The following is a 14531-nucleotide window of genomic DNA, read 5'->3' on the forward strand; positions in this document are numbered from 1 at the left end:
TATACTGTCATGGTGGCCTGCGCCTCGTGCCTGACCATTATCGGGTTAATGGCCGTTGGGGCGTGGTGAGCATGACTGACTGTCGAACCGCAGCATGGATGCGGGGCAACTCCGCCTTCGCTCTTTGAGCTACGGCGAAGTCGCTTGCCCACACTACGAGATCATCGCCTGCCGAATCTCCGCTCGCGCGCCTTGTAGAGATGATCGCTGATCAGGTGACGAAGCGCCGGCGCGTCGTCAAATTCGATCTGCACGGCGAAATGCAGAATCTCCCGAGGCATGTCCTGGCCGCGCATGCGCGCACGATCCTTTTCCGTGGTGACGGGCATGAGCTGCTCGTCCCTCGCCTCCGCCAACAGATCCGCGATTTCGCCTTGTGAGAACATGTGATGATCGGCAAAGGCGCGCGTGCGCACGACGTCGACGTTGTTGGCGCGCAGCGTGCGAAAGAACCGCTCGGGGTCGCCGATGCCGGCAAAGGCCAACACGCGCCTGCCGGACAATCTTTCGACCGACGCCGCATCCGGTCGCAAGCGCGTGCGCAGCACCGGCATGCCGCGCGCCGCGATCTCCGATGCGACATCGTCCGCGGAATGGCCGTCGCCGATCAGCACCAGCGCATCGGTGCGCGCGAGCTGCGCCTTCAGTGGCGCGCGCAGGGGACCGGCCGGAAACACCTTGCCGTTTCCGAGGCCGCGCTCGCTGTCGATTACGATCAGAGACGCGTCCTTCATGATGCGGGGATTCTGAAAACCGTCATCCATCAGAACCACGGTCGCACCCCGTGACTTTGCCAGCACCACGCCCTCGAGGCGGTCGCGCGCGACCGCGACCGGCACGTCGCGCGCCATCATCAGGGGCTCATCGCCGACATCGGCTGCGGTATGACGCATCTGATCGACCATCACTGGGCCCGTCAAGCGCCCGCCATAGCCGCGGCTGAGTACGACCGGCGTCTCGCCGAGCTCGCGCAGTAGCTTCGTCAGTGCGAGAACGGTCGGCGTCTTGCCGGCGCCGCCGACGTGGTAGTTGCCGACGCAGATCACAGGGATGCCGGCATCGACGCCTTCGCGCAGCATGCGCCGTTCGGTGATCGCGCCATAGAGCGCGCCCAACGGCCGTAACACATGCGATTTGAAAGAACGTGGCCGGTACCAGAAGGCCGGCTCACGCATTGGCGGCTCCCATCTCGATCCGCAATTGCATCAGATACGGCTCGAGCGCGGACATGGTGCGGTCCAGCGCGCCGCCGAGCTGCTCGACCACGCCTGCGCCTGCACGTTGCATCTTGTCGCGCACGGCGGGATCGGCCAGCAGCTGGCCGAGCTGCTTGACCAGCAGCTCCTGGGTCTCGGCCTGCCGCGCGCCGCCGTTGCCATCGAGCGCCTCATAGACGTCGGCGAAGTTGAAGACGTGCGGACCATGGATGATCGCGGCACCCAGCTTGATTGCCTCAATCGGATTCTGTCCGCCATGGCGGATCAGCGATCCGCCCATGAATACGATCGGCGAGAGGCGGTAGAACAGGCCGAGCTCGCCCATAGTGTCGGCGACGTATATGTCGGTCGTGGCCGTCGGGAGTTCCTCGCGCGAGCGCAGCGCCGCCTTCAGGCCCGAGGCCGTGATCAAACCGCCAAGCGCGGAGCCGCGATCCGGATGACGCGGCACGATCACGGTGAGAAGCTGCGGAAAAAATCCGGCGAGGCTGCGATGCGCCGCGACGAGAATCTCCTCCTCGCCCGGATGGGTCGAGGCCGCGACGATGATCGGACGGCCGCGCGTCATCGCCATCAGCCGCTCGAGCTTGGCGGGATCGGCGGGCGGCGCCGGCACGTCGAGCTTGAGATTGCCCGTGGTGAGGACGTCGCGGCCGCCGAGCGCTGCAAAACGCTCGGCATCGGTGTTGGATTGCGCGAGGCAGATGTCGAACCGCGACAGCAGCGCCGAAATGGTGCCGTGCATCCGCCGCCAGCGCGGGAAGGAGCGCGGCGACATCCGCCCGTTGATCAGCACCATCGGCACTCGCCGCGTCGCGCCCGCCAGGATCAGGTTCGGCCACAGGTCGGATTCGATGAACAGCGCCAGCGACGGCTTCCAATGATCGAGGAAGCGCGCGACGTAGCGCGGAGAATCGTAAGGAACGTATTGATGGATGACGTCGGGCGGAAAGCGTTTCGCCACGACGGCCGCCGAGGTGACGGTGCCCGAGGTCAGCAGGATGCGCAGGTTCAACTCGCGCAGCCGCTCGATCAACGCGGCGGCGGCCAGGACCTCGCCGACGCTGGCGCCGTGGATCCAGACCAGCGGGCCGTGCGGCCGCACATCCCGGCTGAGGCCGCGGCGCTCGCCGACGCGTGCGGGATCCTCCTTGCCCTGCTTCAGCCGCCGCTTGATCAGCGCAGGCGCGAGCGGCACCAGCCCGGAGGCCAGGCGCCGATACACCCGCAGCGTCATTGGCAGCGAATTGGGCAGCGAGTTAGACATCTTGGGGTCCCGGCCGGCCGAGTTGCGCATAGGCGCGGCGCGTCGCTTCGTTCAACGTCTCTTCCAGCTCCAGCCGCAGCGATTCCATGGTCGCAGCGTCGGCATCCGGCGGAACGTGGATTTCCTTGATGCCGACCAATGCGCCCCGCCCGAATGGCAAATTGATGGTGGTGCGGTCCCAGTTCTTGAGCCGGATGAAGCGGCTGGTCGCCATCGCGAAAGGCATGATCGGCCGCCCCGATTCCCGTGCCAGCATGATGATGCCGAGCCCGGCCGCGCGCGAGCGCTTCGGGACATCGGCGGTCAGCGCGACATTACATCCGTCCTGCAGCGTCCGCACCATCTCCTTGAAGGCGCCGACGCCACCTTTGCGGTGAAAGGCGCTGCCGTGGTCCCCGGAACCGCGGATGGTGCCGATGCCGAGCCGCTCGGCGGCAATCGCATTGAACTCGCCGTCGCGATGGCGGGAGATCAGGACCCTGGCCTTGTACCAGTCCTTGTTCTTGATGAAGGGCGTCAGGAAATGCTGGCCGTGCCAGAAGGCGAAGATCGCCGGGATCTGCGGCTCGACGCGTTCATAGACGTCCGGCGGATCGAACGTGAACTTGTTGGTCCGCCAGACCAGACGCAGATATTCGGCCGCCAGAACCCCGACGGCACGCTGAAACCAGCTGCTTCGCAGCGTATTGCGAAGCAGCTTTTTCAACGCGCCTTCGATTCTTGATTCGGATCGAGCAGCCGGTGCAGATGGACGATGAAATAGCGCATCTGCGCGTTGTCGACCGTGCTCTGCGCCTTGGCCCGCCAGGCGGCATGGGCCGTCGCGTAGTTCGGATAGAGGCCGACGACCTCGACGTCGTCCAGGTTCTTGAAGGTGTTGTGCTCGAGATCGAGCAGCTCGCCACCGATGACGAGATGGAGCAGTTGTTGCGGGGCACTATCTGGCATGGGTTCTCTTCCTAACGGGCTGCCCGGCAAAGCAGTTGTCGACAAGCACGACGGACGCGCTCAGGGCAAGGGGCGATTTCGAAAATGCGCGACAATGCTCGCATGACGATCGCGGCCCGCTGCCACCAGCACCCCGTGCGTGACTTCCCGGCGGTTATAAAGGATGGGTCCTCCGGAGAGGTCGCTCATCCTACCATCCGCTTCCTGCACGATCAAATCGGCCGCCGCAAGGTCCCAATCGTGGCTGTTGCCCCCCGCAAAAGCCGCATCCAGTCCGCCGTGGGCGACCCGGCAGAGCCGCAGCGCGAGCGAACCGATTCGCGGATGCAGCTTGATCTCGCCCAGCGACGGCTTGAGCCGTTCGACCAGCGGCTTCGGGCCGGCAACGCGGGAGAAGTCGAGCTCGGATCCCGGCGTCGCCCGCACCGGCGCATCGTTGAGCGTCGTGCCCTCGCCACGGGCCGCGAAAAAGAATTCGCCGCTGGTCGGCGCGAACACCGCGGCAAGGACGGGCAAGGCATCCTCGACCAGCGCCACACTGACGCACCAGTCGTGATGGCCGCCCAGATAATTGCGGGTGCCATCGATGGGATCGACCACCCATGTCAGCCGCCGCGAAAGCCGCGCCGCGTCGTCGGCGCTCTCCTCCGAAAGCCAGCCATAATCCGGCGTGGCGGAGCGCAACCGCGCTTCGAGGAGGTCGTTGACAGCGATGTCGGCTTCCGAGACCGGCGACGAAGCGCCCTTGGTCCACTTCTTCAGCTCGGTGCCGAACATCGACTGCGCGAGCGCGCCCGCTTCCCGTACCGAGTCCTTCAGCAGCCCCGCGTCGCGCGCCAGGATGGCGTCGTTCGCCTCAGCGTCCGCCAAGCGTCAGTCCCTCGATGCGCACCGTCGGCGCATTGACGCCGTAGCGAAATTCGAGATTGTTCGCCGGCTGCATCGACTTGAAGATCTCGAACAGATGACCCGCGATCGTCACCTCGCTCACGGGATAGGTGATCTCGCCGTTCTCGATCCAGAAGCCGGAGGCGCCGCGGCTGTAGTCGCCGGTGACGCCATTGACTCCGGAGCCGATCAGGTCGGTGACGTAAAAGCCCTGCTTGATGTCGGAGATCAGCTCGGCCGGCGTCGGCGTGCCCGCTTCGAGATGCAGATTGTACGGACCGGGCGACGGCGAGGACGAGACGCCGCGATGGGCGTGCCCGGTGGTGGCAAGACCGAGTTCGCGCGCGGTGGCGCAGTCCAGCAGCCAGGTGGTCAGCACGCCTTCGTCGATCAGCGCGATCTTCTTCACCGCGACGCCTTCGGCATCGAAGGTCTGCGAGCGCAGGCCGCGCTTGCGCAGGGGATCGTCGATGATGCGGACGTTCTTGGCGAACAGTTGCTGGCCGAGCTTGTCCTTGAGGAAACTGGTCTTGCGCGCGATCGAGGCGCCGTTGATGGCGCCGACGAGGTGGCCGACCAGCGAGCCCGCGACACGGGGATCGAACACCACCGGCACCTTGCAGGTCTCGACCTTGCGCGGATTGGAGCGCGCCACCGTGCGCTCGCCTGCCGAACGGCCGACCATCTCCGGCGACAGCAGATCCGCGCCATGCGGCGCCGAAGTGAAGTCGTAGTCGCGCTCCATGCCGGTGCCTTCGCCCGATATCGCGGTCGCCGAGATACCCTGGCTCGAACGCAGGTAGGAACCGTGGAAGCCGGTGCTGGTCACCAGCACCATGCCGCCGATGCCGGCGGAGGCCGACGCACCGCCGGATTTGCTCACGCCCTTGACGCTGAGCGCAGCGGCCTCGGCTTCGAGTGCGCGGCGCTCAAGCTCGGTAGTGGCCGGTACATTGGCGTCGAGCAGATCGAGATCCGGGAAGTCGCGCGCGAGCAGCGCGGGATCGGCGAGCCCGACATATTTGTCGTCGGGCGCAACGCGTGCCATCGCAACGGCGCGCTCGGCAAGCTTGGTCACGGCATCGCCGCTGGCGTCGTTGGTCGAGACCACCGCCTGGCGCTGGCCGACGAAAACGCGCAGACCGACATCGTCGCCCTCGGAACGCTCGGATTCCTCGACGCGGCCGTCACGCACCTCGACGCCTTGCGAGATGCCGCGCACCGCGACCGCATCGGCCGCGTCGGCACCGGCACGCCTGGCCGCCTCAACCAGCCGCTGTGCGAGATCGGAGAGTACGGACTGGTCGAACAGGTCTCGGTTGGCCTTGGACACATCCTTGGACGAATCCTTGGACGAAAGCGTCGAGCTTGCGGATGGTGAAGGGTTCACAAACGAAATCCTGTTGGGGCGAGGTTCGGGACCGAAACCCACAGATGTGCCCGATTGGCGCGGACTTCAAGCATTTTCAGCCCGCCAAAAGCTCAGATTCGCACTCTTAGCGCAACGTCTCGTCAATCATGCGCGCCAAGGTCTTGTCAATCATGAGCGGCGGTGACGCTGGATTAACCAGCCTTTTTAAGCGGTTTCCGAAAGCGCCGCGCTAAGGTCCTCGCATCGACCGGGAACATAATCCTGGCGGGGAGACTAAAGCCGTGAGGCGTCAAACAGCAACAAGCGGGATCACTCCCGCCGGGTCGAGCCGCAGCCTGCGGCTCGACCCTCTTTCCCTTCCGGTCCGCTTCGATGCGCATGATCCGCGCGCCGACGGATATGTCAGGCAGATCGAGCTTCATCGCGAACGCGTCGTGCTGCGCCGTGCCGTCCGCGGCATGCAGATGGCGATCAATGTGCGCGTCAGCGACTTCACGGGCGTCGCGCTGCGCGGCAATGACGAGGCGCAGACCCTCGTTCTGGTCCACCGCGATCCCTCGCTCTCCGTTCCGCTGCTCGTCAGCGCAGACGGCGACGAACTCACTGAAGCCTGGGCGATCTGGAGCGAGACCCTTGCGCTGCCCCAACTGGACGAAGGTGCCCGCAAGCCTGCGCCGCGCCGCCGCCGCGCCAACGCGATCCGCGCCCGCCGTCCCAAGTTCCTGATGCGCCGGCGCACCGGTGTCGCACGCGAGCTTTCGGTTCATCGCGACGAACGCGAGATCATCGCACGGAACTGAGCGAAGAACTTTAGGGGTGAGTCCATCCCCGCGGAAACAAAGAGGTGGGTTACGCTTCGCTAACCCACCCTGCGAAGCCTACGCAGCCCGCATCACCGCGTCGGCGAGCAACCCCGCAAACAACAACAGCCCCGCATCGCGGTTCGACTTGAACACGCGCAGGCACAGCGCAGGATCGTCGATCCCGAGCCGCCTGATCTGCCACGCCAGATGCGCGGCGAACGCCGCGAGCCCGAGCCATGCCGGCCAGCGCGCATCGCCTGACGCCAGCGCGACGCCGATCAGCATCACCGCGAGCCCGTAGAACATGATCAGCGCCTGATGCGTGTGGGCGCCGAACAGGCGCGCGGTCGACTTGACGCCGATCAGCGCGTCGTCCTCGGTGTCCTGATGCGCGTAGATGGTGTCGTAGCCGATCACCCAGGAAATCGCGCCGGCATAGAGCACGAGCGCGGTCACATCGATGCGCGCGAAGATGACGGCAAATCCCATCAGGGCGCCCCAGGAGAAGGCGAGACCGAGCACGATCTGCGGCCACCAAGTGACGCGCTTCATGAAGGGATAGATCGCGACTATCACCAGCGAGGCAATCCCGGTCAGGATCGCGAAGCGGTTGAATTGCAACAGCACGACGAGACCGATCAGCGCCTGCGCGACCAGGAACGCCAGCGCCTGTTTCACGCTCACCTGGCCCGATGGCAGCGGGCGCGAGCGCGTGCGCTCAACCCTGGCGTCGAGGTCGCGGTCGGTGATGTCGTTCCAGGTGCAGCCGGCGCCGCGCATCACGAAGGCGCCGATGAAGAACAGGATGATGGTGAACGGCAGTCGGCTCGAATCATGCGCCATGCCGGAGGCCAGCGCCGCCGACCACCAGCACGGCATCAGCAGGAGCCAGGAGCCGATCGGGCGATCGAAGCGGGAGAGCCGCAAGTATGGTCGCGCCCATTGCGGCGCAAGCGTATCGACCCAGTTGCCGGTGGAATCGGCAACGCGGGCGGATGCATCACTCATCGGGTCAGGACGTTGCCGTTGAGCGTGTCGAAGGTGCTGCCGCCCTTCTTGCCGGCATTGGCCTCGGGTGCCGAGCCGGAGCCCAGCACCTCGCTCAGCGACGGGCCGGCCGGACCGCGCGGCTGCTGCTGCATCTGCTGCGCAACGTTGCAGACCTTCGTCTGCATGGCCTCGGTGTTCTTGTGGCCGTCCTTCATCTGCGCGCCAACCTGCGGCGGGATTCCGCATTTGGCGGCGTTTGAATCGATGTACTTGATCAATTTGCCTTCAGCCTGGCTGAAGCTGCGGATCAGCTTGCAGGCCTCGTCCGGCGGGGCGTGGCGGTCGCTTGCGGCCTTGATCATCTTGCCGCGCTTCTCGGCTTCCTCGCGCAGCGGCATGAAGGCCTTCATGCAGTCTTCGCCGGGCCCGCCTTGCGTCGGCGGGGCCGCGCTGAAAGCGCCGGCGCCTCCGACGGGCGCGGCGCCGTTGACGGGAAAGGACGATTGCGGCGCGCCGCCGACGGAGGCGACCGGCGCCGATCCGTTCACGGGCGGAAACGCTGAACTGGGTGCAGTCTGGTTGGGCAGCGGCGCCGGGAACCCCTGCGCATAGGCGCCCGTGGCCCCCACGGTGAGCATGGCGGCAGCGATCGGAACCATCAGATGACGGATCATCAAGGCAGTCTCTCCGGCAGGAGCTTACGGGTTCGGCGTCTTCCCAATTGAAGCGCAACCAGCGTGTTTGTGCTTTTACGATTCCCGCCGGCGCTTAACAACCCGTTGAATAGGGCGAGAGCGCGGCGCACGGACGCATCAATTCGGCAATATTTACCCCCGAAACGACTGCTTTCGGCTAAGAACGGCGCCAAATTGGACTTTTGGACGATGCCCTCCCACGATTTCCGCGCCCCCCGCCTGTTCGTCGATGTCCCCCTTGCCCAGGACGCCAGGGTCGCGCTCGACCGCGACCAGAGCAATTATCTGGGCAACGTGCTGCGACTCGGCGCCGGGGCCCCGATCCTGGCCTTCAACGGCCGCGACGGCGAATGGCAGGCCGCGATCGAAGGCCGCAAGCGGCCGGACGGCCTCGTCATCCTCCAGCAGACCCGGCCCCAGGACCGGCTGCCCGACCTCACCTACGTCTTTGCCCCGCTCAAGCACGCCCGGCTGGACTACGTGGTGCAGAAGGCCGTCGAGATGGGCGCCGCCACCCTACAACCGGTCCAGACCCGCTTCACCCAGACCTCCCGCGTCAACACCGAGCGCATGCGCGCCAATGTCACCGAGGCGGCCGAGCAATGCGGCATCCTGAGCCTCGCCGCCGTGGCCGAACCTGTGCCGCTCGAGCGGTTCCTCGGTCAGCGCACCGCCGACCGCCTGCTGGTCTTCTGCGACGAGGCGGCCGAGGTCGAAAGCCCCATTCAGAGCCTGCAACAGGCGCGTGAGGCCGGACATGACCAAGGCAGAGTTGGCATCGACGTCCTGATCGGCCCCGAAGGTGGTTTTGCACAGGAAGAGCGGGCGCTGCTGTTGCGGCAGCCAAAAATCCTGCGGCTGGCGCTGGGCCCGCGGATCCTGCGCGCCGATACGGCCGCGGTGGCGGCGCTGGCGCTGGTGCAGGCGGTGCTCGGCGATTGGGGCGGCTCGACCACCTGATTTCTGCGCGTTGGCCGACCGTTAAGCGATTGATCCTTTGGAGGTCGAAACCGCTTTGCGACCATGCTAAGGCCTGCGCCAACTCGCTTCCCTTCCTTGCCCTGCCCGGTTCCAGCCGGACGATGGACCCTGTCATGACCGCGACTGCCACCTCAAATGCTGCCGGCTCCGCTGCCTGGGCGGATACGCTGCTGCTGTCGTTCGCGCAGGCCGGCTATGTCAGAGCCGAGCCCGCTATCCTACAGCCGGCCGAGCCGTTCCTGGACCTCTCCGGCGAGGACATCCGCAAGAGCCTGTACCTGACCACGGATCTCTCCGGCGAGGAGCTCTGCCTGCGGCCGGACCTGACCATTCCCGTGGCGCGCGACTATCTTGCCTCGGGACGCGCCGGCCAGCCGGCCGGGTTCAGCTATCTCGGACCGGTGTTTCGTTACCGCAGCGGCCGACCCAGCGAATTCTTGCAGGCGGGGATCGAATCGTTCGGCCGCCAGGACCGCGCCGCGGCGGATGCCGAGATGCTGGCGCTGGCGCTGGAGGCGACCGCCGCCTTCGGCGTGCGCGATGTCGATATCCGCACCGGCGACGTGGCGCTGTTCAACGCACTGCTCGACGCGCTCGACCTCTATCCGGTCTGGCGCCGCCGCCTGGTCAAGGATTTCAACCGCAAGATCAGCCTGGAGCAGGACCTGGAGCGGCTCGCGCAGGCGGCCACCGCCACCCGCAGCGAATATGAGGGCGTGCTGGCGGCACTCGCCGGCTCCGACCGCAAAGCGGCACTCGCCTTTGTCACCGACCTGATGTCGATCGCCGGGACCACCAATGTCGGCGGCCGCACCACGGCCGAGATCGCCGACCGCTTCCTCGAGCAATCGACGCTGAAGGGCGGCGCGCTGCCGCGCGAGGCGATCGCAGTGCTCAAGCGCTTCCTGGCGATATCGGGCAATCCGGACGATGCGATCGCCGGGCTGCGCGCGCTGACCGCCGACGCAAAGCTGAACCTTGCCGCCGCGATCGACCAGTTCGAGAGCCGGGTCGGCTTCATGGCTGCACGCGGCATCGACGTGAAGCAGACGCGCTTCTCGACCGCATTCGGGCGCGGGCTCGACTACTACACCGGCTTCGAATTCGAGCTGCATCACAGCGGCAACGGCGCCGAGCCGCTGGTCGCCGGCGGCCGCTATGACGGGCTGATGACCCAGCTCGGGTCGCCGGACCCGATTCCCGCCGTCGGCTTCTCGGTCTGGGTCGACGCGCTGACCCGGATCGGCCGCAAGGAGCTCAATTCATGAGCGCGCCATTCGTCCTGGCCGTTCCCTCCAAGGGGCGCCTTCAGGAAAACACCGAGGCGTTTTTCGCCCGCGCAGGGCTCAAGCTGTCGAAGGCCGGCGGCGCACGCGACTATCGCGGCACGATCGCGGGCCTCGACAATGTCGAGGTCGCCTACCTCTCGGCCAGCGAGATCGCCGCGCAATTGTCGCGCGGCATGGCGCACCTCGGCGTCACCGGGGAAGATCTGGTGCGCGAGACCATCGCAGATGCCGATCAGCGCGTCGCGTTGATCGAGGGGCTGGGCTTCGGCTATGCCGACGTCGTCGTCGCCGTACCGCAGGCGTGGATCGACGTCCGCACCATGGCCGACCTCGACGACGTCACCACTGGCTTTCGCGAGCAGCATCACATGCGGATGCGGGTTGCGACCAAGTTCATCAACCTGACCCGCGCCTTCTTCTCGCGCCATGGCATCACCGATTACCGCATCGTCGAAAGCACCGGCGCCACCGAAGGCGCGCCGGCGGCCAGCGCAGCCGAGTTGATCGTCGACATCACGACGACGGGCGCGACGCTCGCCGCCAACGGCCTCAGGGTGCTCGATGACGGCGTGATCCTGCGTAGCCAGGCCAATCTGGTGGCCTCGAAGGAGGCCGACTGGTCACCGCAGGCGCGGGAGACCGCGCGCGTGATCCTCGATCACATCGCGGCGCGGGCGCGGGCCAACAAATACCGCGAAGTCCGCACCCGGTTCCGGCAGTGCGACGCCGCCCTGCTGGACCAGGCCCACAAGAACTTTGGGGTCGAGACTCCGTTCGGCGGACCGACCTCGTCAGGCATGCTCACGCTGCACTGCCCACCGGGGCAGCTCTATGCGCTCGCGAGCTTTCTGCGCGAGCATGGCGCCGAGACGGTCTCGGTGGTCTCGCTCGACTACGTGTTCGACCGGGAGAACCCGCTGTTCGCCAGGCTGGACGCGTTCCTGCGGCGGTGAGCCTCAGGTCCGTTCAGCGTAGCGACAGAAAACGGCAGCTACCATATGCTGTTGAGAGAATTTGAACGCATCTGGAACCTTGATCGATGACGCTGGGCTCTGACGTTTCCGGCCTGACGACCACTGCCACCGGCGCCGCGGCGAAGGGACTGTCGATCGTCGTCCCCGTCTACAACGAGGCGGCGGGACTGGCGTCGCTGCACCAGCGCATCTGCGATCTCGCCAAGACCCTGCTGCAGCGCTACCGACTGGCCTGCGAGGTCGTCTATGTCGACGACGGCAGTGCGGATGCGACGCTGTCGATCGCACGCAGCCTGCCGGCCGACGCGATCGACGTCCAGGTGGTCTCGTTGTCGCGCAATTTCGGCAAGGAAGCCGCGCTGATGGCGGGCCTCGATCATGCCCGGTGCGGCGCCGTGATGTTCATGGACGGCGACGGCCAGCATCCGCCGGCGCTGGTCGAGCAGCTGGTGCGGCACTGGATCGAGGATGGCTACGACGTCGTCTATACCGCCAAGGCGCATCGCGACAACGAGACGTTCCTGCGCCGGCTCGCCGTGCACGGTTTCTATTCGCTGATCAATTGGGGCGCCCGCCAGAAGATCCCCGAGGACGCCGGCGACTTCCGCCTGCTCTCGCCGCGTGCGGTCGCAGCTCTCAGGCAATTGCCCGAACGCAACCGCTTCTTCAAGGGACTGGCAAGCTGGATCGGCTTCCGCCAGATCCGCGTCGACTACGAGCCGGCACCGCGCGTCCATGGCGTGACCACCTTCAGCGCCACGCGCCTGCTCGGTCTTTCGATCGAAGGGTTGACGTCGTTTTCGGTGGCGCCGCTGCGCTTTGCCAGCCTGCTCGGCGTGATCCTGGCAGGCGGCGCGTTCCTGTTTGGCCTGTCGATCCTCTGGGAGGTCTGGACCACTGGCAAGCAGGTGCCCGGCTATCCCTCGCTCGTGATCGGCCTGATGACGATCGGCGGCGTGCAACTGATCATGATCGGCATCGTCGGCGAATATATCGGCAAGATCCTCTCCGAGCTGAAGGCGCGCCCGATCTACTTCGTCGCCGAGCACAGCGAGAAGCGCTTTGAGGCTCACGAGGCCGAAAAAACTTCGAACAGGACTGCGGCGGAATGAGCGCCGCCGCGACGCCGCGGCGGATCTGGCTCTGCGCCGACGATTACGGCATCAGCCCGGGCGTCAACCGCGCCATCCGCGACCTGATCGAACGCAGCCGCCTCAACGCCACCTCGGTGATGATGGTTGGCCCCGCGATCGATCGCGGCGAGATCGACGCACTGCAGGCGGCGGCGAAGACCAACCCGCGTTGCGCGATCGGATTGCACGTGACGCTGTCGGCGCCGTTCCGGCCGCTGACCATGCATTTCCGCCCGCTCGACGGCGACATGTTCCTGCCGTTCCCGAAACTCTTGCGCGCCGGCATTGCCCGGCGGCTCGATCGCGAGTTCTTCCGCAATGAGGTGAAGGCGCAACTGGCGGCCTTCGCGGAAGCTTTCGGGCGCGCCCCCGACTTCGTCGACGGCCATCAGCATGTCCAGCTCTTTCCGCAGGTGCGCGACGGCTTCGTCGATGCCGTCAGCGAAGTCGCGCCAAAAGCCTGGGTGCGCCAGGGCGGCCGCAACCTGCCGCTGGCACAGCGGCTGGCCTCGCCGAAGGCGCTGGTGCTCGACATCCTGAGCGCGCAGTTCCGCCGCCGCGCCGGCGACGCTGGCCTCAGCTTCAATCCCGGTTTTGCGGGCGCCTATGATTTCACGCGGGCCGCCGATTTCGGCGAGCTGATGCGGCAATTTTTGGAAGGCCTGCCGGATGGCGGCCTCATCATGTGCCATCCCGGCTTCGTCGATGACGTCCTCACCGGCCTCGATCCGATGACGGATGTCCGCGAGCGCGAGCATGCCTATCTCACCGGCGACGCCTTCGCGCAGCTGCTCGCGGCGCAAAACGTGACACTGGGGTGAAACCGGCGAAAGCTGGCCCCGCGAGGCAGCTTGTCGCATACCGAAATTTAATCCGCGCGCCACTGTTGGGGCCACAATGGAACCCTACATCTTCGTCGCGCTTGGTTTCGCGCGAAGGAGACAAATCATGACGCCGCAGGAACGCCAGCTCGTTGACGACCTTTTCGATCGGCTTTCGAAACTGGAAAATGCACCGCGCGATCCCGACGCGATCGCCGCGATCTCCGACGGGCTGCGCAAGGCGCCCGGCGCGATCTATGCGCTGGTGCAGACCGTGCTGTTGCAGGACGAGGCGCTGAAGCGTGCGCATGCCCGCATCCAGGAGCTGGAGGCCGCGCAGGCGCCCGAGCAGGCTCAGTCCGGCGGCTTCCTGGATACCATGCGCGAAAGCCTGTTCGGCTCGGGTCCCTCGCGCGGCTCGGTTCCAAATGTGCCACCGCGCGACGCGCGGCCGGTCTGGAACAGCGGCGGTGCGATGCAGCAGACCCAGCCGGGTTACGGCCAGCCGCCTTATGGGCAGGCTCCCGGCCAGGGCCAAGGTTACGGCGCTCCGCCGATGGGCGGAGGCGGCGGCTCCTTCCTCGGCACGGCGGCGGCAGCCGCGGCCGGCGTCGTCGGCGGATCGCTGCTACTCTCGAGCATCCGCGGCATGATGGGCGGCGGATCGCACCAGGCTTTTGGCGACACCAACGCCTTGGGCGATCACGGCGGCAGCCCGTGGGGCGGCAGCGACCAGTCCGGCGGCTCGCTCGCCCGCGATGCCGGCCTCAACGATATCGGTTCCGGCGGTGATCGCAGCAACGATTCCCGTCAGGGCTTCACTGATCAGGCGTCGAACGACGATAGCAATTACAATGATCCGAACGACGACGACAACGTGGACGTGGCCGACGACAGCGATTTCGGCGGAGGCGACGACGGCGGCAGCGATTACGCGTGAGCAATTCGCCCGGCAGGTGCGGAACGGCCGCCTCTAGGCGGCCGTTTTCTCTTACGACATAGCTCAAGCGCCTTCGGTGCCACTGCACGCAGAGAAGCCGTTCGATATAGTATAACTAATGCGCACGGTTATCGATTGCACTGGGCTGAACGTTGCCGGATGCGCCTGAGTTCACCGTGAAAGACGGAATCGCCCTCTGACGCGCGGGGCCGT

At 66.2% G+C, this 14531-nt stretch carries 15 protein-coding genes; 7 read left to right on the plus strand and 8 right to left on the minus strand.

Translation table 11 applies throughout. The annotated features are described in order from the left end of the window. Window positions 1–161 precede the first annotated feature (161 nt). From lpxK to GWG65_RS08415, 6 genes are read right to left on the minus strand one after another with little or no spacing between them, the layout of a single operon-like run. Window positions 162–1175, minus strand: coding sequence for a tetraacyldisaccharide 4'-kinase (gene lpxK / locus GWG65_RS08390; protein ID WP_275194903.1), 1014 nt, complete (start codon window positions 1173–1175; stop codon window positions 162–164). Further along, window positions 1168–2514: a 3-deoxy-D-manno-octulosonic acid transferase gene (locus GWG65_RS08395; protein ID WP_275194905.1), complete on the minus strand. Its 1347-nt coding sequence runs from the start codon at window positions 2512–2514 to the stop codon at window positions 1168–1170. Before GWG65_RS08395 ends, lpxK begins: the two co-directional genes overlap by 8 nt. Continuing rightward, complete coding sequence (locus GWG65_RS08400; RefSeq protein WP_275194906.1) at window positions 2477–3190, minus strand: lysophospholipid acyltransferase family protein; 714 nt, start codon at window positions 3188–3190, stop codon at window positions 2477–2479. The genes GWG65_RS08395 and GWG65_RS08400 overlap by 38 nt, the downstream gene beginning before the upstream one ends. Beyond that, window positions 3187–3432, minus strand: a complete 246-nt coding sequence (locus tag GWG65_RS08405) for a DUF4170 domain-containing protein (RefSeq protein ID WP_045011381.1) — start codon at window positions 3430–3432, stop codon at window positions 3187–3189. Before GWG65_RS08405 ends, GWG65_RS08400 begins: the two co-directional genes overlap by 4 nt. Window positions 3433–3492: 60 nt before the next feature. Further along, the gene (locus GWG65_RS08410) at window positions 3493–4302 is read right to left on the minus strand and encodes a 3'(2'),5'-bisphosphate nucleotidase CysQ (RefSeq protein WP_275194909.1); all 810 of its coding nucleotides are present in this window, start codon (window positions 4300–4302) and stop codon (window positions 3493–3495) included. After that, window positions 4289–5710 (minus strand): TldD/PmbA family protein, encoded by a 1422-nt coding sequence (locus GWG65_RS08415; RefSeq protein ID WP_275194910.1) that lies wholly within the window; start codon window positions 5708–5710, stop codon window positions 4289–4291. Before GWG65_RS08415 ends, GWG65_RS08410 begins: the two co-directional genes overlap by 14 nt. A gap of 263 nt (window positions 5711–5973) precedes the next feature. On the opposite strand from GWG65_RS08415, the gene GWG65_RS08420 reads away from it, so the two are divergent. Then, window positions 5974–6492, plus strand: a complete 519-nt coding sequence (locus tag GWG65_RS08420) for a DUF6101 family protein (RefSeq protein WP_275194912.1) — start codon at window positions 5974–5976, stop codon at window positions 6490–6492. A 78-nt stretch (window positions 6493–6570) separates the two neighbouring features. On the opposite strand, the gene ubiA is transcribed toward GWG65_RS08420, so the two are convergent. Together ubiA and GWG65_RS08430 are read right to left on the minus strand one after the other, a co-directional pair. Continuing rightward, on the minus strand, window positions 6571–7503 hold the full coding sequence (ubiA, locus tag GWG65_RS08425; RefSeq protein ID WP_275194913.1) for a 4-hydroxybenzoate octaprenyltransferase: 933 nt from the start codon (window positions 7501–7503) through the stop codon (window positions 6571–6573). Beyond that, complete coding sequence (locus GWG65_RS08430) at window positions 7500–8159, minus strand: hypothetical protein (protein WP_275195135.1); 660 nt, start codon at window positions 8157–8159, stop codon at window positions 7500–7502. Before GWG65_RS08430 ends, ubiA begins: the two co-directional genes overlap by 4 nt. Window positions 8160–8369: 210 nt before the next feature. On the opposite strand from GWG65_RS08430, the gene GWG65_RS08435 reads away from it, so the two are divergent. The 6 genes from GWG65_RS08435 (at window position 8370) to GWG65_RS08460 (ending at window position 14318) form a co-directional block, all read left to right on the plus strand. Beyond that, on the plus strand, window positions 8370–9140 hold the full coding sequence (locus GWG65_RS08435) for a 16S rRNA (uracil(1498)-N(3))-methyltransferase (protein ID WP_275194915.1): 771 nt from the start codon (window positions 8370–8372) through the stop codon (window positions 9138–9140). Window positions 9141–9274: 134 nt separating this feature from the next. Then, the gene (locus GWG65_RS08440) at window positions 9275–10429 is read left to right on the plus strand and encodes an ATP phosphoribosyltransferase regulatory subunit (RefSeq protein WP_275194916.1); all 1155 of its coding nucleotides are present in this window, start codon (window positions 9275–9277) and stop codon (window positions 10427–10429) included. Then, window positions 10426–11403, plus strand: coding sequence for an ATP phosphoribosyltransferase (gene hisG / locus GWG65_RS08445; RefSeq protein WP_275194917.1), 978 nt, complete (start codon window positions 10426–10428; stop codon window positions 11401–11403). Before GWG65_RS08440 ends, hisG begins: the two co-directional genes overlap by 4 nt. 86 nt (window positions 11404–11489) lie before the next feature. Further along, window positions 11490–12536 (plus strand): glycosyltransferase family 2 protein, encoded by a 1047-nt coding sequence (locus GWG65_RS08450; protein WP_275194919.1) that lies wholly within the window; start codon window positions 11490–11492, stop codon window positions 12534–12536. Next, window positions 12533–13378, plus strand: a complete 846-nt coding sequence (locus GWG65_RS08455) for a ChbG/HpnK family deacetylase (RefSeq protein ID WP_275194920.1) — start codon at window positions 12533–12535, stop codon at window positions 13376–13378. The genes GWG65_RS08450 and GWG65_RS08455 overlap by 4 nt, the downstream gene beginning before the upstream one ends. 127 nt (window positions 13379–13505) lie before the next feature. Continuing rightward, on the plus strand, window positions 13506–14318 hold the full coding sequence (locus tag GWG65_RS08460; protein ID WP_275194922.1) for a DUF2076 domain-containing protein: 813 nt from the start codon (window positions 13506–13508) through the stop codon (window positions 14316–14318). Window positions 14319–14531 lie beyond the last annotated feature (213 nt).

This window comes from Bradyrhizobium sp. CSA207, assembly GCF_029051685.1.
In the GTDB taxonomy this organism is placed as follows: Bacteria; Pseudomonadota; Alphaproteobacteria; order Rhizobiales; family Xanthobacteraceae; genus Bradyrhizobium.